This is a genomic window from Thalassotalea litorea, from assembly GCF_005843925.1.
In the GTDB taxonomy this organism is placed as follows: Bacteria; Pseudomonadota; Gammaproteobacteria; order Enterobacterales; family Alteromonadaceae; genus Thalassotalea_A; species Thalassotalea_A litorea_A.
Genome location: NZ_VCBC01000024.1, coordinates 1 through 21,059 on the forward strand (window position 1 = coordinate 1; position 21,059 = coordinate 21,059).

18 protein-coding genes are annotated in these 21,059 nt (G+C 45.1%); 13 read left to right on the top strand and 5 right to left on the bottom strand.

The features are described 5' to 3' along the window. Positions 1-933: 933 nt before the first annotated feature. From FE810_RS16560 to ygfZ, 3 genes are all read right to left on the bottom strand, one after another. Complete coding sequence (locus tag FE810_RS16560; protein WP_138321720.1) at positions 934-1,707, bottom strand: hypothetical protein; 774 nt, start codon at positions 1,705-1,707, stop codon at positions 934-936. Positions 1,708-2,203: 496 nt separating this feature from the next. Continuing rightward, positions 2,204-2,686, bottom strand: coding sequence for an FKBP-type peptidyl-prolyl cis-trans isomerase (locus FE810_RS16565; RefSeq protein WP_138321722.1), 483 nt, complete (start codon positions 2,684-2,686; stop codon positions 2,204-2,206). 22 nt (positions 2,687-2,708) lie between these two features. Then, positions 2,709-3,674 carry a tRNA-modifying protein YgfZ gene (ygfZ, locus tag FE810_RS16570; RefSeq protein WP_138321724.1) on the bottom strand — a complete coding sequence of 322 codons (966 nt, stop codon included), beginning with the start codon at positions 3,672-3,674 and terminating at the stop codon, positions 2,709-2,711. A gap of 197 nt (positions 3,675-3,871) precedes the next feature. On the opposite strand from ygfZ, the gene FE810_RS16575 reads away from it, so the two are divergent. Continuing rightward, positions 3,872-4,123: an FAD assembly factor SdhE gene (locus tag FE810_RS16575; RefSeq protein WP_138321726.1), complete on the top strand. Its 252-nt coding sequence runs from the start codon at positions 3,872-3,874 to the stop codon at positions 4,121-4,123. Further along, entirely contained in the window at positions 4,071-4,571 is a 501-nt protein-coding gene (locus tag FE810_RS17310; RefSeq protein WP_370738940.1) for a protein YgfX, read from the top strand. Before FE810_RS16575 ends, FE810_RS17310 begins: the two co-directional genes overlap by 53 nt. Here FE810_RS17310 and nadB read toward each other — a convergent pair. Continuing rightward, on the bottom strand, positions 4,568-6,175 hold the full coding sequence (gene nadB, locus FE810_RS16585) for an L-aspartate oxidase (protein WP_138321730.1): 1,608 nt from the start codon (positions 6,173-6,175) through the stop codon (positions 4,568-4,570). The genes FE810_RS17310 and nadB overlap by 4 nt on opposite strands. Before the next feature lie 260 nt (positions 6,176-6,435). Here nadB and rpoE point away from each other — a divergent pair, with 260 nt between their 5' ends. The 11 genes from rpoE to acpS all read left to right on the top strand — a co-directional run bounded on the left by rpoE (position 6,436) and on the right by acpS (position 17,151). Next, positions 6,436-7,014, top strand: coding sequence for an RNA polymerase sigma factor RpoE (gene rpoE / locus FE810_RS16590; RefSeq protein WP_138321732.1), 579 nt, complete (start codon positions 6,436-6,438; stop codon positions 7,012-7,014). Between the two features lie 14 nt (positions 7,015-7,028). After that, the gene (locus tag FE810_RS16595) at positions 7,029-7,613 is read left to right on the top strand and encodes a sigma-E factor negative regulatory protein (protein WP_138321734.1); all 585 of its coding nucleotides are present in this window, start codon (positions 7,029-7,031) and stop codon (positions 7,611-7,613) included. Beyond that, entirely contained in the window at positions 7,613-8,632 is a 1,020-nt protein-coding gene (locus tag FE810_RS16600; protein WP_138321736.1) for a MucB/RseB C-terminal domain-containing protein, read from the top strand. The genes FE810_RS16595 and FE810_RS16600 overlap by 1 nt, the downstream gene beginning before the upstream one ends. A 1,223-nt stretch (positions 8,633-9,855) precedes the next feature. After that, a complete protein-coding gene (locus FE810_RS16605; RefSeq protein ID WP_138321738.1) occupies positions 9,856-10,344 on the top strand; it encodes a SoxR reducing system RseC family protein in 489 nt (162 codons plus the stop codon). A gap of 76 nt (positions 10,345-10,420) precedes the next feature. Then, positions 10,421-12,211, top strand: coding sequence for a translation elongation factor 4 (lepA, locus tag FE810_RS16610; protein ID WP_138321740.1), 1,791 nt, complete (start codon positions 10,421-10,423; stop codon positions 12,209-12,211). Positions 12,212-12,217: 6 nt separating this feature from the next. Beyond that, entirely contained in the window at positions 12,218-13,138 is a 921-nt protein-coding gene (gene lepB, locus FE810_RS16615) for a signal peptidase I (RefSeq protein WP_138321741.1), read from the top strand. A 9-nt stretch (positions 13,139-13,147) separates the two neighbouring features. Then, positions 13,148-13,819: a ribonuclease III gene (gene rnc / locus FE810_RS16620; protein ID WP_138321761.1), complete on the top strand. Its 672-nt coding sequence runs from the start codon at positions 13,148-13,150 to the stop codon at positions 13,817-13,819. Then, positions 13,812-14,723 (top strand): GTPase Era, encoded by a 912-nt coding sequence (era, locus tag FE810_RS16625; protein WP_138321743.1) that lies wholly within the window; start codon positions 13,812-13,814, stop codon positions 14,721-14,723. Before rnc ends, era begins: the two co-directional genes overlap by 8 nt. A gap of 2 nt (positions 14,724-14,725) precedes the next feature. Beyond that, the gene (recO, locus tag FE810_RS16630) at positions 14,726-15,442 is read left to right on the top strand and encodes a DNA repair protein RecO (RefSeq protein ID WP_138321745.1); all 717 of its coding nucleotides are present in this window, start codon (positions 14,726-14,728) and stop codon (positions 15,440-15,442) included. A gap of 33 nt (positions 15,443-15,475) precedes the next feature. Continuing rightward, positions 15,476-16,243 carry a pyridoxine 5'-phosphate synthase gene (pdxJ, locus tag FE810_RS16635; RefSeq protein ID WP_138321747.1) on the top strand — a complete coding sequence of 256 codons (768 nt, stop codon included), beginning with the start codon at positions 15,476-15,478 and terminating at the stop codon, positions 16,241-16,243. Between the two features lie 527 nt (positions 16,244-16,770). Then, positions 16,771-17,151 (top strand): holo-ACP synthase, encoded by a 381-nt coding sequence (acpS, locus tag FE810_RS16640; protein WP_138321749.1) that lies wholly within the window; start codon positions 16,771-16,773, stop codon positions 17,149-17,151. An 813-nt stretch (positions 17,152-17,964) separates the two neighbouring features. On the opposite strand, the gene barA is transcribed toward acpS, so the two are convergent. Next, positions 17,965-20,736: a two-component sensor histidine kinase BarA gene (gene barA / locus FE810_RS16645; protein ID WP_138321751.1), complete on the bottom strand. Its 2,772-nt coding sequence runs from the start codon at positions 20,734-20,736 to the stop codon at positions 17,965-17,967. Between the last annotated feature and the right edge of the window lie 323 nt (positions 20,737-21,059).

Consider the following 21,059-nt stretch of genomic DNA (forward strand, 5'->3'; position numbering starts at 1 on the left):
GTCTGGTGACAAATCGAACTAAAGTTCTCCTAGGGTGACTACCCTTGCCGTCATTCCCAGACACTACTGGGTATCTAAAGCAAAAGCAGATCCCCACTTTCGTGAGGATGACGGAACAAAGTGCAAGCTAAAGCTCTAAAGGTAACAAACACAGCTAAAAACGCTGTGTTAGGGTGACAGCCACAGCAAACAAGCCTGCGTCTGGTGACAAATCGAACTAAAGTTCTCCTAGGGTGACTACCCTTTCCGTCATTCCCAGACATTACTGGGAATCTAAAGCAAAAGCAGATCCCCACTTTCGTGAGGATGACGGACATGGGTATGATGAGTTGGCTGTGAGGATGACGGAGTTGAGTGTGTAGATGACGCAGTTGTCACCTAAAAACCTGCCGAGACTAAGGTTTTATCCACCTACGAAGTTGTCACCTAAAAACCTGTCGGAACTAAGGTTTTATCCACCCGCGCAGCAAACAATTAACCAACACCGTCATTCCCAGACACTACTGGGAATCTAAAGCAAAAGCAGATCCCCACTTTCGTGAGGATGACGGAGTTGAGTGTGAGGATGATGGAGTTGAGTGTGTAGATGACGAAGTTGTCACCTAAAAACCTGCCGAGACTAGGGTTTTATCCACCTACGAAGTTGCCACCTAAAAACCTGTCGGAACTAAGGTTTTATCCACCTACGCAGTTGTCACCTAAAAACCTGTCGAGACTAAGGTTTTATCCACCTACGCAGTTGTCACCTAAAAACCTGCCGGAACTAAGGTTTTATCCTCCTACGCAGTTGTCACCCAAAAACCTGCCGGAACTAAGGTTTTATCCACCTACGAAGTTGTCACCTAAAAACCTGCCGGAACTAAGGTTTTATCCACCCACGCAGCATCCACCCGCGCAGCATCCCTCTACAACAGTAATCTTTTACCCAAAAGATTACTTAGCCTGCATACTCATCTCTTTATCAATGACATAAATATTATATTTAGAGCCTTTAAAGTTACTGTCCCACTGTTCAAATAATTTCTGTGCCTTTTCTTCACTACCTAAATGTTTACTTAAAGCCTGGTAGAAGTTTTCTTCAGGTCTTTCCATGCCCTTATAATCGTTATAAGGAATGACTAGGCCAATACCGCCTTTGCCGCCAATTCGACGTGACCAAGACCAGTAGTAAGGCCATTTCATCTCTTTTGCATTATCACTTAATGCTTTTTTACCTTGCTCGATACCACCATCTTTACCAAATTTACCGTGAAACTCAGTGACACCAAAATACATAAACTTGCTGCTATCATCTGGCCAATTGCTGTTTTCCATATCGAGTTCGTAATAATAATGCTCATAAGAAGCTACATATTTACTCACTTTATCCTGCCAATGCTGACCAACATTGTTTTTATTGGCCCATTCCTTGTAATCATCGAGATCGCCCCAGGCAACACAGCAGGTTCGTACGTGATACTTGTTTAAATGCTTACCAAGTAAAGGGCGATAAGTATTCCATTCTCGTGGATCCTCTTTATCTTGACGATATTCAAGGTGATTTTTAAACGCTTCTACAAACTTATCTTCCATGCCTTCAACCGGCGTCATTACCCAGACTTCTGCAATATTTGCAGTAGACTGTTCTTCGGCATTGGCAGTAAAAGGGATTGAAAGAAAAAGCGTGAAAGCAAAAGTTAATTTATACAGATTCATAAAACGTTTCATGGTTATTTCCTAATTAACAAACAATTAGAATTCACGATAACCAAGCAGGAAGCTTTAAGCGGAAGAGAAATTAACATAGGAATCTTTGGTTATGTGCATTCCGATGGTTTTAGTCTAGCAAAGGATCGATTTTTGGCTATTCGGCTAAGCAGATTCAATACTCCTTACAGGCCCGATAAACTACATAGCCAGTGCATCCACTACTGATAACCGTAACCAACTCTATCTATCACCCAAGTTTATTAACGTTGGTTATTAGAGCTACGCGCAGACTTTATCGCTCGATGCGTTGCTCGGTCGAATTGATTAAGAGTTATTTTTAGCGGTAATTGCGGGATTAATTGCAGGATTAATAGTAGGAGTACAAGAGGGGTTAATTAGAAAATGACGTGTAACAAGGGGATAATCGAAGCAAAAAAGGGCTTGAATAAGCCCTTTTTATCTATAGATTTACTTTTTTTCTGATGCTGAGTCTTATCGTTCGATAAATCTCAGCTTAGTGATTACAACCGCCTTCACTGTGGACATGGCCATGAGCAATTTCATCTTCTGTTGCCGTTCTGACTTCTAGAATTTCTACGTCAAACACTAAATCAAGACCTGCTAATGGGTGGTTACCATCGACAGTAATTGTGTCATCTTCTACGTCGACTACAATCACCGTTTGCTCACCTTCGTCGGTTTGTGCACGCAATTGCATGCCGACATCTAGATTATCAATTCCCTGAAATAACTCTTTCGGAACGGTTTGTACAAAACCATCATGGCGCTCACCATAAGCTTCTGCCGCTTCTACTTCGACTGTAAATTTATCCCCAACAGCTTTTTCATTAAGAGCAACTTCCAAACCCGGGATCAAAAAACCAGAGCCCTGGATAAACTCCAGTGGTTGATGGTCGTATGAACTGTCAATTAAGTTTTTTTCGCTATCCATAACGGCATAGTGCATTTTTACGACCGTGTTTTCGGCAATTTTCATAAATATTCCTATCTTTCAATCATTAATCATCAAGTTCATAGGGAAGCGGCATTTGCGTTAACACCGTATCGGCTAGATCTTTAATTCTAAAAATATCGTTGGGGTTGGTGTCGTTGGCCAAAACCGCTTGAATGTATAGGCTACCATCATCGGCCTGATAAACGCTGGTAATATTACCGCCACGTCGCCAATTGTCTCCTAACTGTTTTTCAAGTAATTGGTTGGCATCAACTAACTGGGTTGATTTACCCTGCAAACAAAACATGGCTCTTTTATTTTTGCCAAGGTACTTCATCCGAGCAACGGTTTCTTGGCCCATATAGCAACCTTTAGTAAAACTGATCCCGTTGATTGCTTGCAGATTGAGCATCTGCGGGACATATTCCCCGACTGCGCCACTGGCAAGACTTGGAGAACCATTAACAACTTCAAGCAGACTCCAAATGGCACTATCAAAAACAACAATATCTAAACCTTGCAAAAATGCGGTTAGCTCTTGTTCACTGCCAACAATGATATAACCGGCTTTATGACCATCAAATTTTATCAGGGTGAGTTGTTGATGAGTGATCACGGGATTATTAACGTCGGGCAATGTGTCTACATGGCTACTGAGCAGGTCGTCGATATCATCACCAGATAAAACCGCGGCTTGGTCGTCGCTAAATTGCAGCTCCGCTTTTGCAAAAACCGCAAACTTGTTTAATTGTTCGAGGGAAGCTTTGGCGGAATCCGGAGTCATTAGCATCATTAACTGATCGCCATGCTCAAATAAACGAAATGCAGAAAAAACTTTACCCTTCGCATCGCAATGGGCACCGGTGAGTAATGGGTTGTCGCTCAGGGAATTAACATCGCAGGTTAACTGACCTTGTAAATAAGAGTACCTTTCGTCTCCGGATACACAAATCATCGATTGGTTTGCTAATCGACAGGCATAGGCCGCTGGCAATGATTCAAGTGAAGGATGTGAAGAATCAACTTTCATGAGTATCTACTTGGGAATGCTTTATACTTTAGTTGTTGTAAATAGTGGGGGAAATTATCCTAATTTCAACCTGTAATCTCGATTTAATTAAGAAAATTGTCGCCAATAGCGGCTTTAAGCTAGTCAATTGTCCGAAGTCATTGGTACAATTATCTTTTATCTATCCAAGTTAACATTACGGAGTATCCAAGTTTATTATGACGTTGGCAAATAACAAAGCGAGATTACGATGGGCGTGCAGACGAGGAATGTTAGAGCTAGATGTTTTGTTTATGCCATTCGTAGATGAAGCCTGGGATCATCTTAATGATGAGCAAAAACAAGTATTCGAAAGATTACTAGAGTGTGACGACCCGGAATTGTTTGCCTGGTTTATGGGGCATGAAGAGTGCAAAGATGAGCAATTCAAAGCTATGGTCCAACTCATCCTCAACCGCGTCAAAGTTTAATTTACGGTCAGTCAGAAGTCGAATCCAATCGTTTGTTGAGCTGACAAGCTACGCTTTGCCATGTTTGTTGCTCGCATTTCTGGTTTTCTATGTTTTTCAAAGCGGCAGTGGATTTTTTGGTGTATTGATTGTGACTTTGTTCTTCAGGGTCTCACTCGCTGAAAATCTACGGCAAGGCTGCAAACGTCAATTTCGACCAGGGCAAGCCTTTTTTTGCAATAGCTCAGGCGACTTAAGCTTTTGTGAAACGCGACAATGGAAAATTCTTCAACAAAGTAAAATTACTCCTTGGGGTTGTTGTTTGCTCCTCAAACCTCTAGCCCCCTCAATAACCAAACCTGTTGCTCGCCGCGTTTGGATATATGCTGATATGCTCGAACCAAATCAATACCGACACCTGTGTCGGATCATAAATCGCTGCCGCGATCACGCCAATACATTAGATTAAGCGTCTCGGATCGGTGTCAGTATGGTGGCACTGCCATGGTTAAAGGTTTCAGGATAATCGAGAATATAATGCAACCCTCTGCTTTCTTTTCTGTCCATCGCACTTAAAATAATTAGCTCTGCAACCTGAACCAGGTTTCTCAGTTCAAGTAAGTTATTACTCACTTTAAAGTGGCGATAGTATTCCTGGATCTCGGATTGCAATAAATTTACTCGATTCAGAGCACGTTGAAGGCGCTTCTCAGTGCGAACAATGCCAACGTAATCCCACATAAATAGTCGTAGTTCATGCCAGTTATGTTGAATAACCACTTCTTCATCGGAATTTGTCACGCGACTCTCATCCCAAGCGGGAATTGGAATAATATCGGCTTTTGTTGTCAGGTTTTGAGAGATATGCTCCGCCGCAGCTCGGGCAAAAACAATGCATTCAAGCAATGAATTACTGGCCATTCGATTCGCTCCATGCAGACCGGTATAAGAAACCTCACCGATCGCATAGAGATTGTTCACATCGGTTTGTCCATGACGATTGATCATTACGCCACCACAGGTGTAGTGGGCAGCTGGCACGACTGGCAACGGTTGGCGTGTCATATCCATGCCAAGTTTTGAGGTTTTCTCATAAATGGTAGGAAAGTGTTGTTGAATAAATTCCTGACTTTTATGGCTGATATCCAGATACATACAATCTGCACCCAGACGTTTCATTTCATAATCGATAGCTCTGGCGACGACATCTCGTGGTGCGAGTTCGGCCCTTTGATCAAACTCTGGCATAAAACGACTCCCATCAGGGCGTCGTAATATGGCACCTTCACCGCGCAGTGCTTCGGTTAATAAAAATGTCCCGGCTTGCGGGTGATATAAACAGGTTGGGTGGAATTGATTAAATTCCATATTGGCAACTCTGCAACCCGCACGCCAAGCCATGGCAATACCATCGCCACTGGCAACATCCGGGTTTGATGTGTATTGATAAACTTTGCTTGAGCCACCGGTTGCGAGGATGACTTTCTTGGCGTGAATTGCTTCAACCTTTTCAATATTTCGATTCCACACGTAAGCGCCAACGCAGCTGTGTTCAGCTTTCTTTTCGGGTGAACGCTGGGTGATCAAATCGATGGCATTGCATCGTTCAAATATTCGAATGCGAGAATGTTGGCGAACGCGATCCACCAATGTGGTCTGAACGGCGTGGCCAGTGGCATCGGCGGCATGAAGGATTCGCCTGTGACTATGTCCACCTTCGCGGGTTAGGTGGAATTCGGTATCACCGCTTGCCGATTGACGTTGATCAAATTGCACCCCTTGTTCAATCAGCCACTGCATTGACGATTTTGCCTGCTCAGCGGTAAAACGAACCATTTCCTCATCACAAATACCGCCACCGGCAACGAGCGTGTCTTGGACATGGGCGTCAATGGTATCTTTTTCATCAAATACGGCCGCAATGCCACCTTGGGCATAATAGGTTGAGCCTTCGTGGATAGGCCCTTTACTTAATAGGATTACGTCGGCCTTTTGCGCCAGGTTCAGTGCCAAAGTTAGACCTGCGGCGCCACTTCCGATTATCAGAACGTCGCAGTTGTGTTGTTGATTCATTGTCGCAAGTAATATTATGATGACGGACAGGTTTGGAATTTTAACGTAAAATCAGTGGAATACCAATTGCCATCGGCTTGTCGGCGGTTAAATTAAGGCTAATATTGAAGTTGTAGCGATTTTTTTTCGTTCTCAATGAATTTTTGCGAACTTTTTACGTTCATAGCAGTCATAACAGATGCGTTTGCCAAGAGCTGAGTAGTTGTTGCCAATATGAATTGTTGGTGACAGATAGAAAGTATATAGGGGAATTAGCTCTAATGAGCGAACAGAATGTTGACCAGATGTTGGTCAAACAGGTACAGAACGGAGATAAAAACGCTTTTAATCTGTTGGTGCAAAAATATCAACAGAAAGTGATGAACTTGGTTTCGAGGTATGTAAAGAACCAAGCCGATGTCGCCGATGTTACCCAGGAAGCTTTTATCAAAGCCTATCGGGCGATTGGCAATTTTCGTAGCGAAAGTGCTTTTTATACCTGGCTGTACCGAATTGCGGTGAATACCGCCAAGAACCATCTGTTAGCAGGAAGTCGTAAACCACCGGGATCGGATATCGAGGTGGAAGATGCGCAGATGTACGATAGTGGTGATGCTCTGAGGGAAAATGCTTCGCCTGAGAGGATGATTTTAACGGATGAAATTCGCCAATTGATATTTACAACCATCGAACAGTTACCAGAAGAATTGCGAACGGCGATTAATCTGCGAGAACTGGACGGGTTAAGCTATGAGGAAATAGCCAATATAATGGAGTGTCCGGTCGGTACCGTAAGATCTCGAATCTTTCGTGCCAGGGATGCGGTAGATAAAAAAATTAAACCATTATTGCAGCGCTAATTGTGAGTTAAATTATGAGTAACAAAAACAGTGAATCGATATCCGCATTTCTGGATTCCTACGAAACAGAAGGATTGTCCATTGATGATCTCAAGCAAGATCACCAACAATTAGATACCTTTGGTCGGTATCACATGATTGGTGATATTATGCGAGGCGAAACCGGGCAGTATATTATGCCTGATTTAGCAAATAACATTGCTGTTGCTATTGCCGCAGAACCAACCGTGTTAGCACCTCAAAAAGCACCGTCTCTAGCCCATAGAGTCAAAGCGAAAGTCGTTCAATTTACCAAACCCGCGGGCCAGTTCGCGATTGCGGCATCCGCCGCCGGTTTAATGGTGTTGGGTGTGCAACAGGCCAATGTAGTGGAAGAAGAATCATTGGTCCCAAGTCAGGTTTTCCAGCCAATGCCTTTTGGTGGAGTCGCAGACCCAGTGAGCTATAACTTTGAGAAGCCGAGCATTACCCAACAAAAGCAGGACTTAATAAAGCGCCAGCAAAAACTTCAGGCAATCTTGCTCGACCACCAGAAACAAATTAAGTTACAGGCCAGTAGTTCTCAGCCTGAACAACGCCAGGAACAACCCGAAAAATAATGAAGTCCGTATTTATTTTGATTGTATCGGCATGCATGAGTATGTCGGTAGTCGCGCAACAACCCCAGGAAGGGGAGTCACCGACTAAACCAAGCGCTCAGCAACCCGCGCCCACTGACCAGCAACAAGTCGAGCCACAACCTACCGCAAAACAATGGTTACAACGTTTATCCAATTCATTACGGCAATTAAACTTTGATACCTCATTTGTTGTGGTACGAAACAACCGTGCAGAGCCCTATCGTTGGCTGCATGGAATCGAAGATGGCCGTGAGCTTGAATTAATTTCACTACTAAATGGACCGCGTAAAGAAGCGGTGCGGGTAGATAATACTGTCAGCTATTTTGAATCAAACCAACAACCTTATTCGGTTACCACCGACAGTATCAGCGGTCCCATTCCTCGCGCGTTTACCTCGGATATTGAAAAAGTACACCAGAGTTATGATTTGGTTGAAGTTGGCAAAAGTCGAATCCTTGGACGTCCGGCGCAATTGATTCGCCTGGTAAGTAAGGACAAACAACGCTTTGGCTATTGGGTATGGCTAGATATTGAAAGCGGTTTGTTATTGAAAGCGGCAATTATTAATGGTGAAGGGGAATTATTGGAACAAATTCAGTTTACTCACCTTACAATAAGTGAACATTCTAATGAAATGCTCAAGCAATTGCTCGAAGCAGAACTGCCGAAAACCCATGATAATCCGTTGGAAGTTTCACAGGCGCAATTGAACTGGCGTGTTAACTGGCTACCCAATGGTTTCGATATGTTAGAGTCCAATCAGCACTTTGTTGAGACCATCAACCTTCCGGTCGATTTCTTGTTGTTTAATGATGGTCTGGTGGACGTTTCGGTTTATGTCAGTGCTACTGATGAAGCGCCCCGCAAATCTTCAATCAATCAAACGGGTGCGACCGTGCTACTTTCACAAATCCGTGAAGGGTATGAAATCAATGTCGTTGGCAAAGTACCAGCCCAGACTGCCAACGCAATCGCAGATTCAATAACGTTTAATTAAGCATGCTTTAGACACACTTACGCTGAGTTAACAGGTGGATAAAACCTTAGTTCCGGCAGGTTTTTAGGTGACAACTTCGTCGGGTGGATAAAACCTTAGTCCCGGCAGGTTTTTAGGTGACAACTTCGTCGGGTGGATAAAACCTTAGTCCCGGCAGGTTTTTAGGTGACAACTTCGTCGGGTGGATAAAACCTTAGTCCCGGCAGGTTTTTAGGTGACAACTGCGTCATCTTCACCCAAAACTCCGTCATCCTCACACCCAAACTCCGTCATCCTCACACCCAAACTCCGTCATCCTCACGAAAGTGGGGATCTGCTTTTACGTTAGATTCCCAGTAGTGTCTGGGAATGACGGCAAGGGTAGTCACCCTAGGAGAACTTCAGTTCGATTTGTCACCAGACGCAGTGTTGTTTGCTGTGGCCGTCACCCTAACACAGCGTTTTTACCTGTGTTTGTCACCTGTAGAGCTTTAGCTTGCACTTTGTTCCGTCATCCTCACAGCCAACTCATCATATTCAAACTCAACCTCAACCCTGTCATCCTCACACCCAAACTCCGTCATCCTCACGAAAGTGGGGATCTGCTTTTGCGTTAGATTCCCAGTAGTGTCTGGGAATGACGGCAAGGGTAGTCACCCTAAGAGAACTTTAGTTCGATTTGTCACCAGACGCAGTGTTGTTTGCTGTGGCTGTCACCCTAACACAGCGTTTTTACCTGTGTTTGTCACCTGTAGAGCTTTAGCTTGCACTTTGTTTCGTCATCCTCACACCCAACTCCATCATCCTCACACCCAAACTCCGTCATCCTCACGAAAGTGGGGATCTGCTTTTGCGTTAGATTCCCAGTAGTGTCTGGGAATGACGGTACAGGTAGTCACCTGATGAGCGCACTAGCTCGCAGCTCGTTCCGTCATCCTCACGAAAGTGGGGATCTGCTTTTGCATTAGATTCCCAGTAGTGTCTGGGAATGACGGCTAGGGTAGTCACCCTAAGAGAACTTCAGTTCGATTTGACACCCTAACACAGCCATTTAAGCTGTGTTTGTCACCCTGAGAGAACATTGGTTCGCATCTGTCACCCTGACGTGTTCGTCTGTCACCCTGACGTGTTCGTCTCTCACCCTGACACCGTCTCAACGCGTTGTTTTCAACGCAGCTAGAACTTTAGCGCCCAAACAAGGTACAATTCCCCTATCATTCACCTAAAATCACTTTTGGACCTTTATGATTGAAGAAACTGCTCGCGTAACCCGCGTTGAAGGCAACCAGGTCGATGTCGAAAGCGTGGTGAAGTCTGGCTGTTCCAGTTGTCAGCAAGTCGATACCTGTGGCAGTGGCCAGATCGCAAAAGGCTTAGGTGTGAGATATATGAAGCTTACCCTGACCACATCTCTCGAACTAAAGCCCGGAGATGAGGTCGTTATCGCATTACCACAAAACCATCTTTTGTCGGCGGCCATGCAAGTCTATCTGCTGCCACTGATAGGGTTAATCATTGCCGCGGCAATTGGTCAGTTTCTATTGGTTCAGCAATGGCAGTTGCATGAACTTTCCGCATTATCTGTGGGGGTTTTCGGCGGGATCGGCGGGTTTTATCTGGCGCGCTATATCCAGCGTCAGCCGCAAAGGAAACAGGCCCTTGATGTTAAAATCCTAAGAAAATGTGACAAAAGCGCCGACCCACGGGTAATCCCAGTCAATATCCGCAACTAAAGATAGCCCCGAGGCGTTAAATTAGCTAAAATCACGCCATTATTGATTTTTATTACAACCTAGTATTTTTCCTCCTATGAAGCATATCCGAAATTTTTCAATTATCGCTCACATCGATCACGGTAAATCGACTTTGTCGGATCGTCTGATTCAGCATTGCGGCGGCCTGGCTGATCGTGAAATGGAATCACAGGTTCTCGATTCCATGGATTTAGAGCGCGAGCGTGGTATCACCATCAAGGCACAGAGTGTGACCTTGGACTATAAAGCCAAAGATGGCGAAACCTATCAGTTAAACTTTATCGATACCCCCGGACATGTAGATTTCTCCTATGAAGTATCTCGTTCACTCGCAGCCTGTGAAGGTGCATTGCTTGTCGTAGATGCAGGGCAGGGCGTAGAAGCGCAGACACTTGCAAATTGTTATACCGCGATAGAAATGGATTTAGAAGTTGTGCCAATCTTGAATAAGATTGATTTACCACAAGCGGATCCTGAGCGTGTGAGTGAAGAAATCGAAGACATCATTGGTATCGATGCGACGGATGCGGTCCAGTGTTCGGCAAAAACCGGCATTGGTATCGAAGATGTTTTAGAGAGTATTGTTGCCAATGTACCACCACCAAAAGGTGAGACAGACGATAATCTGCAAGCGCTGATCATTGATTCCTGGTTTGATAACTACCAAGGCGTTGTATCATTGGTCCGTGTGGTTCATGGCGAAATCAAAGCGGGCGATAAGATGACGGTGATGTCGACAGGTCAGACTCACATTATCGATAAAGTCGGAATTTTTACACCGAAGCAAACCGATACCGGTACGCTGAGAACCGGTGAAGTTGGTTTTGTTATTGCCGGCATCAAAGAGATTCATGGGGCACCTGTCGGGGATACATTAACACTGACGCGCAAACCTGCGACCGAAGCATTGCCTGGTTTTCAGAAAGTAAAACCTCAGGTATATGCCGGTATTTTCCCAATTAGCTCTGATGATTTTGAAAACTTCCGAGATGCGCTGAATAAACTAAGCTTAAACGATGCGTCTTTGTTTTTTGAACCTGAGTCTTCAGGGGCGTTAGGGTTCGGTTTCCGTTGTGGCTTTTTAGGCATGCTCCACATGGAAATCATTCAAGAACGCCTGGCACGTGAATATGACTTGGATCTGATCACGACCGCGCCAACGGTAAACTATGAAGTGTTGCGTACCGACGGTACGGTAGTAACCATCGATAACCCGTCGGATTTGCCAGCGGTGAATGAAATCGATGAAATTCGCGAGCCAATTGTCGAAGCACACATACTCGTGCCGCAGGAGCATTTGGGCAATGTTATTACCCTATGTGTCGAAAAGCGTGGCGTGCAGAAAAACATGACCTATCACGGCAATCAGGTTGCTGTTGTGTATGAATTGCCGATGGCCGAAGTTGTGATGGACTTTTTTGACAAATTGAAGTCGACGTCTAGAGGCTATGCATCGTTGGATTATAGCTTTGTCCGATTTGAAGCGTCAGATATGGTGCGCACCGATGTGTTAATCAATGGTGACCGGGTCGACGCTTTGGCGATGATTACTCACCGCACAAACTCGGTATCTCGTGGTCGCCAACTTGTTGATAAGTTAAAAGAATTGATTCACAGACAAATGTTCGATGTTGCCATTCAGGCGGCAATTGGTAACAATGTCATTGCCCGTACAACGGTCAAGCAACTGCGTAAAAACGTTATCGCCAAGTGTTACGGCGGTGATATCAGTCGTAAGAAAAAATTATTGCAGAAACAAAAAGAAGGTAAAAAACGGATGAAGCAGGTAGGAAGCGTCGAAGTGCCTCAAGAAGCGTTTTTGGCCGTATTAAAACTAGGAAAATAATAAATTATGGCAATGTACTTTTCATTGATTTTGGTTATCGCGACTTTGGTTACCGGTACCGTTTGGTTGTTGGATAAATTTGTGTTCGCACCTAAACGTCAACTTAACCTTGCGTCAACACAATCACAATGCGCTCAGCCATTGACGGAAGAAGCACAGCGAAAAATCACCGAACCTAATGGTTTTGTCGAAACCTCCGTGCAAATTTTTCCGGTCATTGCCTTTGTTATGGTACTACGTTCGTTTATTTACGAACCTTTCCAGATCCCAAGTGGCTCGATGATGCCGAACTTGTTTGATGGTGACTTCATTCTGGTCAATAAATTTAATTATGGCTTGCGCGAACCCGTTACTCGCACCAAATTCTGGGAAAACGGCGCGCCAGAAAGAGGCGATGTTGTGGTATTTAAATATCCAGAAGACGAGCGCGTCGATTTTATTAAACGGGTGATCGGTGTCCCAGGCGATGTGGTCATTTATCGTAACAAGACCCTATACATCAAGCCTGCTTGTCCGGATCAATCCAGCGATTGTCCGGGAGCCGATAAGGTCATGAATGAATTTCTTGCCACCGGTGAATATTCGCAGCTCAATATGGCTCTGACCCGTTACAATGAAAAATTGCCAGGCCGCGACCACGAAATTTTAGTCAACAATAATACCTACCAGCAGACCCGTCGCTTCCATAATCAACCGGGCACGGCAAAGGGCCAATGGATTGTTCCGGAAGGACAATACTTTGTAATGGGCGATAATCGGGATAATTCTCAGGATAGCCGTTTTTGGGGTTTTGTTCCGGAAGATAACTTGGTCGGTGAAGCCGTGGCGATCTGGATGAGTTTTGAATTTGAACGAACCCAGGATAGCTGGTTACCAACGTGGATACCCACCGGGTTTCGTTTTGAGCGCATTGGCGGAATTAATTAATTGGCTGGTATTGATAAATTACAAAAATTGAGTAACCGCATCGGTTATCAATTTAACGATCCCGAGCTATTGGCTCAGGCTCTGACCCATCGCAGCGCAAAAGGCTTGAATAATGAGCGCTTAGAGTTTTTGGGCGATTCAATTTTAGGTTATATCATTGCCAATGAGTTGTACCGCAGGTTTCCAGAGGCCTCTGAAGGAGAGCTGACACGCATGCGCTCCAGCTTAGTCCGGGGCGCCACGCTGGCAGAAATCGCTAGGGATTTTGACCTGGGTGATTATTTGCAAATGGGGCCAGGGGAGCTAAAAAGCGGCGGATTTCGCCGAGAATCTATCTTAGAAGATGCCACTGAAGCAATCATCGGGGCGGTCTACTTAGATTCCGATCTCAGTCAATGTCAGGCTCTGGTAAATCAATGGTTTAGTCAGCGTCTTGAAGCGATCCAACCGGGAAAAGCGCAAAAAGATCCGAAAACCCGTTTGCAGGAATACCTGCAGGGAAGACGACAACCTTTACCGACCTATGATGTCATCAATACAACGGGACAATCCCATAATCAGGAATTTACCGTAAGTTGTGTGGTCACTGGCATCGATCAAGAAATCGTTAGTAAAGGCACTTCTCGCCGTAAAGCCGAACAGGCTGCGGCGCAACAAGCCTTGGAGTTACTCAATGTCTGAACAAGCCCGTCATTGTGGTCTGGTCGCGTTTGTAGGCCGACCAAATGTTGGTAAATCTACATTACTGAATGCGCTGTTAGGGCAAAAGGTAAGTATTACTTCCCGTAAACCGCAAACTACCCGTCATCGCATCCTTGGTATTCTCACGGAAGGCAATAAACAAGCGGTTTTAGTCGATACGCCAGGTTTGCATGCGGAAGAAAAACGCGCCATCAATCGCTTGATGAACCGAGCCGCAAGCAGCTCGATTGCTGAAGTTGAGCTGATTGTATTTTTGGTCGAAGGAACCCATTGGACCGATGATGATCAACTGGTGCTCAATAAAATTAAAAAAAGTGGCAGACCAGTCATTCTGGCGATCAATAAAACCGATAATGTTCAGGATAAAGAAGCACTATTACCCCACTTACAGACACTTGGACAGTTGCATGATTTTCAGGATATTATTCCGATCAGCGCAACCAAAGGCGACAATTTAAATGAAATTCGCCAACGTTGTCTGGATATATTACCGGAAGGGGATTTTTGGTTTCCGGAAGATTATATTACCGATCGTTCTTCACGTTTTATGGCGTCCGAAATCATTCGTGAAAAACTGATGCGTTTTACCGGTGATGAGCTGCCTTATTCCACCACGGTTGAAATCGAACAATTTAAAATTGACCAAAATGGCATTGTTCATATCAATGCGTTGATTTTAGTAGAGCGCAATTCGCAAAAACGGATGGTCATCGGCAATAAAGGCGAAAAGCTTAAAGTCATTGGCCGCGAAGCTCGCCGTGATATTGAAAACCTTTTACAATGTCAGGTGTTTCTCGAGACCTGGGTCAAAGTTAAATCCGGTTGGGCCGATGATGAACGAGCCTTGCGTAGCTTAGGGTACGGTGACGATTACTCGGGTTAAGTATGAACAAGGACAGGGAGCTCGCATTACAAACCGTTTATTTATTGCATTCGAGACCCTATCGGGAAAATAGCTTATTGTTAAACCTACTATCAAAAGACCTCGGCCACATTAGTGCCGTGGCTTATGCTGGTAGTAGTCGTAAAAATAGCAAACGCGCTCAGCTGCAACCCTTTTCAACACTGCAGGTGCAGCTTAAAGGCAAAGGCTCTTTGCTAACCTTAACGCAAATTGAAAAGGCGCAATTGCCTTTACCTCTGTCGCGGCAATTCTTGTATAGCGGCTTTTATCTTAATGAGCTTTGCGTGCGCTTGCTTCCCCAAAACATCAGTTGTGAGACACTGTTTGCGCACTATCATCATGCCCTGACTCAGTTGGAACAACAAATATCAATCGAGCCCATATTAAGAAGCTTTGAGTTTGCTTTACTTGAAGAACTTGGTCTTGGCATCGATTTTTCTGTATTGGATGAGGATTCTCAGGTTCAGGAATCGAGCCCTGATTATTGGTATTATTTGCCAGAACAGGGGTTAGTCAGTGCCGATTATGAACGCAGCATCAATAAATTCGATCGTCGTCACTTACTGGCAATAAGAGATGGAAATTTACAGGATCCAGACGTACTATTGACCTGTAAATCGCTGATGAGGCAAGTATTTAAGCCTTTGTTGGGAAGTCGCCCACTGCAAAGTCGAAAACTGTTTGCATATAGCAAATGACATTTTTATAAATTTTAGAGTAGTCGTGAAACCATGAAAGATATATTACTGGGTGTAAATGTAGATCATATTGCCACATTACGTCAGGCGCGCGGGACTAGCTATCCGGATCCTGTCCATGCCGCCTCGGTTGCCGAGCTTGCTGGAGCTGATGGTATTACTATTCATTTGCGGGAAGACAGACGCCATATTAATGATCGTGACGTGGAAGTGATGGCACGAACCCTACAAACCCGTATGAATCTGGAAATGGCGGTTACCGATGAAATGCTCGATATTGCCGCGCAGATTAAACCTAAGTTTTGTTGTCTTGTCCCTGAAAAACGCGAAGAGTTGACGACGGAAGGGGGGCTGGATGTGGCAGGTAAATTGGTGAAAGTCAGTGACGCGGTACTACGCCTACATAGTCACGGTACAACGGTGAGCCTATTTATTGATGCCGACATTGCGCAAATCGATGCGGCTAAGGCGACGGGTGCAGCTTTTATCGAAATTCATACCGGCCAGTATGCCGAAGCCGAAACCGAGGCGGAAATGCATGAAGAGCTGGCACGTTTAATCAAAGGGATTGAATATGCCGACTCGATAGGGCTAAAAGTGAATGCCGGGCATGGATTACATTACTTCAATGTAAAACCGATTGCGGCGATCCCCCAAATCATCGAATTGAATATTGGCCATGCCATTATTGCCCGCGCCGCCATTGATGGCCTGGACAAAGCCGTACGAGATATGAAACAACTGATGTTAGATGCCAGAGCGATGCAGCTTGACCCGTTTAACGCTGCGAGTGGGCACTAACTACAAAACGTGGTGCGTTTTGAAGAGGGAGTTGCGGCGTAGCTGCAAGGATGGAGTCAAAACAGAATGCGTTTTAAGGGTGGGTTTGACCTAAAACGTCAATGGTGGAGTTTCAGCAAAGCTGAAATGGTTTTAACCAGGAATGGTTTATATGCCGAAAATGCACAAGTACATGGATGTATGAAGGTAGAATAACGCAGGAGCAGTTATCGAGGAGCAGTTATCGAGGAGCAGTTATCGAGGAGCAATTTTCGGTGGAGTCGAGACTATTCGTCTCGAGGTAGCTTTTCGTCAGCCTGTACAAAAGCGAGATCCCGGCCTCGACTCAGGCATCCATGCTTCGTTCTGCCTCCTATATCCTATAGTCGTACGCCGGGATAACGAGGAAAGAGACGGTTCGTTGTCATAGCGTTAGCCGTCACCTAAAAACCGCAAGCGGAGCAGGTTTTATCCACCTTCGTCAGAGTCCGCCATAAAATATGACGCAGTGGAATATTTTACTCCACCTTATGAGTTAAGGAGCTTTTATGTCAGTCGTTGGCATCGGTAATGATTTAATTGAAATTGCTCGGATCAGCAAGATGCAGGAGCGAGCACGTGAAAAACTTGCACTGCGGATTTTGACCGAATCAGAGCTCCGAGTATTCACCGAGCATAACTATCCAGAGCGATTTCTGGCAAAACGCTGGGCGGCCAAGGAAGCGGCGGCAAAGGCATTAGGTACCGGTATTGCCGATGGTGTTTCATTTCAGCACATCGAAATCTCAAACCTCGAAAATGGCCAGCCACAATTGGCTTTCAATGGTCGCGCGTTAGAACTTGCTCAAAAACTAAAAGCCAATAGCTTTCATATCAGTCTGTCTGATGAAGAACACTATGCGATAGCGTTTGTGGTGTTGAGCAAATAGATGCCGGCCTCGAGATTCCTATCGCTGGGCGGAATCTCTCTAAAGGTGACAGACGCTGCAAACGAACTGCGTCAGGGTGACTTCCGCATTAGAAATGCAAATAGATGCGAGTGCGAACTAAAGCTCCATTCGGGGGCCACCCTTCCCGTCATTCCCAGACACTACTGGGAATCTAAAACAACAGCAGATCCCCAATTTCGTGAGGATGACTATATCACCGTCATTCCCAGACACTACTGGGAATCTAAGGCACAGCAGATCCCCACTTCCGTGAGGATGACGAATAGGCGTGAGGATAACGGAAGGAGTAAGACGAGCGAAAATTCTCCCTGGATGGCGGCGGAACCGTGCCGGCTTGACTGGCTTTTTACCATGAAGTTGTCACCTAAAAACCTGCCGGAACTAAGGTTTTATCCACCCGACGAAGTCCTCCACCCAAAACGCGCGTAGTTAATGACGCGTTTTATCCACCCGCGCAGCCTTCCCGTCATTCCCAGACACTACTGTGAATCTAGAGCAAACGCAGATCCCCACTTCCGTGAGGATGACGGAAGTAGTTAGGGTAACGGAAGAAGTGAGGGTGACGGCAGGGGCGTGAGGATAACGGAAGGAGTAAGACGAGCGAAAGTTCTCCCTGGATGGCGGCGGAGCCGTGCCGGCTTGACTGGCTCTTTGCCACGAAGTTGTCACCTAAAAACCTGCCGGAACTAAGGTTTTATCCACCCGACGCAGTCCTCCACCCAAAACGCGTGTAGTTAATGACGCGTTTTATCCACCCGCGCAGCAAACAGCGGTGACGCACTCGCGTCACCGCTAAGACTCACCGCTAAGACTCTCCCCCATCTCCTCGCTAATCTGAATCAGCTTGTCGATTTCGTCAAACATCTCCAGCAGCTCAGGTTCGATGCTATCGAGTGTCTGCTCGCTTAAATGGGTTTCGATTTCGCGACACACTTTTTCCAGTCGTGGCACGCCGTTATAGCAACAGGCGCCATTGAGTTTATGGATGACTTGCACAAAGCCTTGCTGGTCATTGCTGTCAAGCTGGTTTTGTAACGCCGCTTTGGTATCTGGTAAAGATTTCAACAACATAGATAGCATTTCTTTGGCCAACTCAGGGCGATTGCCCGAACGTTCAATGGCCAAAGACCAGTCGATGATGCCTTTGAATTTGCCAATTGGGAAGGTTTCCTGTGGGGCAACCTCTGGTCGGCTAAATACGGGCGCAGGCTCGGACATCCCATGTTCATATAAGTAGTGTTTCAGCAGCGTTTCATCAATGGGTTTTGTCATATAACCAAAGAACCCTTTCTCAAGCATTTTGTCTTTTTCCCCCTGCAGGGCATGCGCGGTTACCGCCACTACGGGAGTATCGCTGTTTAACGTCGTCAGCCGTATTTTTTCCATGGCCGTGATGCCATCCATGATCGGCATCTGGATATCCATAAAAATAAACACAAATCGCTCTTTGCTGGCGAGATCTAAAGCTTCTTTACCATTGTTGGCGGTCACAACAGTTTCGACAAGCTCACCGAGAAGCGTGCTAATCAGTTTCAGGTTTGCTTCATTGTCATCAACGGCGAGCACTTTAATATCAAGCTTTTTCAGCGGCAAAGCTCTGGGCGATGATTGCGCTACAATTTTGTCATCTTTTGAAATTTGCTGGGCGAGCTTATTGGCGAGATAGGGTTTACTGAAACAGTTTATTGCACCGGCAGAAATGAATGCTTCGGATAAATTCGCGGCATTGGAATTAACGGCGACATAAATTTCCGGTATATGCTGGCTCAGGTTTTGAATTAATCGGAGCGAGTCATCAATTTGCGACTCATTAATATGCACCGAGACAATGGCAATATCGAATGAGAGCTGTTCACCTTGTTTAAGTAAGTCTTCGTTACTGGATACCGTGGTAACCTGCATTTTCCAAAACTTCAAAAGCTCTTCTACGGCTAAACGGCAATGGGGCAGTGGATCATAAAGGATTACCTGCTTATCTTTTAAATCTGCCGGGTAAGGCTTGCTGTCTATCGGTAGTGGATTTAACTGACACTGCCATTCAAACCAAAACGTCGTGCCATGCTCGGCTCTGCTTTCAAAACGAATATCGCCATTCATTTCCTGCGCAATTCGCTTAGAAATCACTAAGCCAAGCCCCGTACCACCATACATGCGGGTAATACTATTATCCGCCTGGCCAAATGCTTCAAACAGATTTTCCTGTTGCTGTGTATTGATACCGATGCCAGTATCTTTCACTGCGACGACTAACTGAATATTTGAGTCTTCGAGTATCTTGTAATCGATATCAATTTCCACGGAGCCAGAATCTGTAAACTTAATAGCATTGCCAATAAGGTTAGTGAGCACTTGCTGAATTCGCATGGCATCACCAATGAGTGAATCTGGTAAGTTGGGGTTTATCCGTAATGATAAATCCAGGTTTTTTTCATTGGCGGAAGGCGCAAGAAGCGTTAGAGCTTCTTCAATGGTTGCATTGAACGCAAGTGGAATATTTTCAATAACAAGACGGTTTGAGTCCAATTTTGAAAAATCGAGAATGTCATTAATTATGGTTAACAGGCCATTGGCAGAACGCTCTATGGTGCTCAGGTAATCTCGTTGAGTGCTGGATAACGGGGTTTTTAATACTTGTCGGGTAAAGCCAATTACACCGTTTAGCGGGGTCCGCAATTCGTGACTCATATTGGCTAGGAATTCGGATTTTACCCGGCTTGCTTCCTGCGCCCGGCGTTTCGCCATATCCAATTCAACGTTTTGAATTTCAAATTGTTCAAGGCTTTCTCGTAAGTCCGTGGTCGCCTGGTCGATATTGCGATCCAAATCGTTATGATAGTCCCGTAATGAGAAGAACAAAATGTTGAGGCCTTTGCGTAACTCCTCCAACTCGCCCTTATAAAAAGAATCAATCTGAGTGTCATACAGACCATTTCTCATTCTATCGATAGCCAGGTTCATCTGCTGAACGGGAATGGCGATGCGATTTATCAATCGATTGGCAAACACCCCGGACAATAGCACTGACATCAGGATAATTAAAAACGAGACAATATAAAGGCTTTGCTCGTGCATGGTAATATCGGTGCGATCAACCACCAGTAATAGGTAACCCATTAACTGAGTGTCACGTTGACCATCAACGGTGTACTGGTTATACGTTATGGGTGAGGTAAAGAGGTAATAATCTTCGAATGCGACAAATTGAGTATTCGCTAGGTTCGAGCGAATTTCCTCGGTGAGTAGTACGCTACTATCCACGTCCTGACGACTTACCGCAACGGTTTCTAATCCTTCGCTTAAAATCAGCATGTTGTCGAGTAAATCATTTTGATTTACTTGCAGATCTTTGAGCAGTTCATCCAAAAATCTGACGTTATTATTTCGAAGCCCTGACTGGGCGCTGATTTTCAAAGGTTGTGAAATGGCGTTAACACGGTAGAACAAACTTGCTTCCAAATCGGAAATTCGAGAGAACGTAAAAAATCCAGCCAAACTCAGACCAATCACAGTGGTTGGTAAAATGGTGAGTAATATTACCCAATCGCGTAAGCTGATTTTAAACATATAGACACAGAAACCGTGTTAGAATTGTTTTTGTTTATACTACTCCCATCATGGCATATGTAAGCGAAAAGTTGAAGTCGAAACAAAGGTTTGAAGGTGGAGTCGAAACAAAAAACGTTTCGAAGGTGGAGTTACAGCGAAGCTGTAAAGAAAAAATTTTCCCCACCCAAAACACGACGCAGGGAGTGGTTTTATCCACCCTCGTTAGACTCCACCCAAAAACACGACGCAGGGAGTGGTTTTATCACCCTCGTTAGACGCCACCCAAAACACGACGCAGGGAGTGTGTAGTGGCATAGTGATTTAGGCCACCCTCGCAAGAT

Bases quoted from the DNA above. Each gene is read 5' to 3' on its own strand.
- rpoE (WP_138321732.1), top strand. From the start codon at position 6,436: ATGAGCGAACAGAATGTTGACCAGATGTTGGTCAAACAGGTACAGAAC.
- era (WP_138321743.1), top strand. From the start codon at position 13,812: ATGTCTGAACAAGCCCGTCATTGTGGTCTGGTCGCGTTTGTAGGCCGA.
- FE810_RS16605 (WP_138321738.1), top strand. From the start codon at position 9,856: ATGATTGAAGAAACTGCTCGCGTAACCCGCGTTGAAGGCAACCAGGTC.
- FE810_RS16565 (WP_138321722.1), bottom strand. From the start codon at position 2,686: ATGAAAATTGCCGAAAACACGGTCGTAAAAATGCACTATGCCGTTATG.
- FE810_RS16560 (WP_138321720.1), bottom strand. From the start codon at position 1,707: ATGAAACGTTTTATGAATCTGTATAAATTAACTTTTGCTTTCACGCTT.
- lepB (WP_138321741.1), top strand. From the start codon at position 12,218: ATGGCAATGTACTTTTCATTGATTTTGGTTATCGCGACTTTGGTTACC.
- barA (WP_138321751.1), bottom strand. From the start codon at position 20,736: ATGTTTAAAATCAGCTTACGCGATTGGGTAATATTACTCACCATTTTA.
- pdxJ (WP_138321747.1), top strand. From the start codon at position 15,476: ATGAAAGATATATTACTGGGTGTAAATGTAGATCATATTGCCACATTA.
- FE810_RS16600 (WP_138321736.1), top strand. From the start codon at position 7,613: ATGAAGTCCGTATTTATTTTGATTGTATCGGCATGCATGAGTATGTCG.
- FE810_RS16595 (WP_138321734.1), top strand. From the start codon at position 7,029: ATGAGTAACAAAAACAGTGAATCGATATCCGCATTTCTGGATTCCTAC.
- acpS (WP_138321749.1), top strand. From the start codon at position 16,771: ATGTCAGTCGTTGGCATCGGTAATGATTTAATTGAAATTGCTCGGATC.
- ygfZ (WP_138321724.1), bottom strand. From the start codon at position 3,674: ATGAAAGTTGATTCTTCACATCCTTCACTTGAATCATTGCCAGCGGCC.
- lepA (WP_138321740.1), top strand. From the start codon at position 10,421: ATGAAGCATATCCGAAATTTTTCAATTATCGCTCACATCGATCACGGT.
- recO (WP_138321745.1), top strand. From the start codon at position 14,726: ATGAACAAGGACAGGGAGCTCGCATTACAAACCGTTTATTTATTGCAT.
- FE810_RS16575 (WP_138321726.1), top strand. From the start codon at position 3,872: ATGACGTTGGCAAATAACAAAGCGAGATTACGATGGGCGTGCAGACGA.
- FE810_RS17310 (WP_370738940.1), top strand. From the start codon at position 4,071: ATGAGCAATTCAAAGCTATGGTCCAACTCATCCTCAACCGCGTCAAAG.
- nadB (WP_138321730.1), bottom strand. From the start codon at position 6,175: ATGAATCAACAACACAACTGCGACGTTCTGATAATCGGAAGTGGCGCC.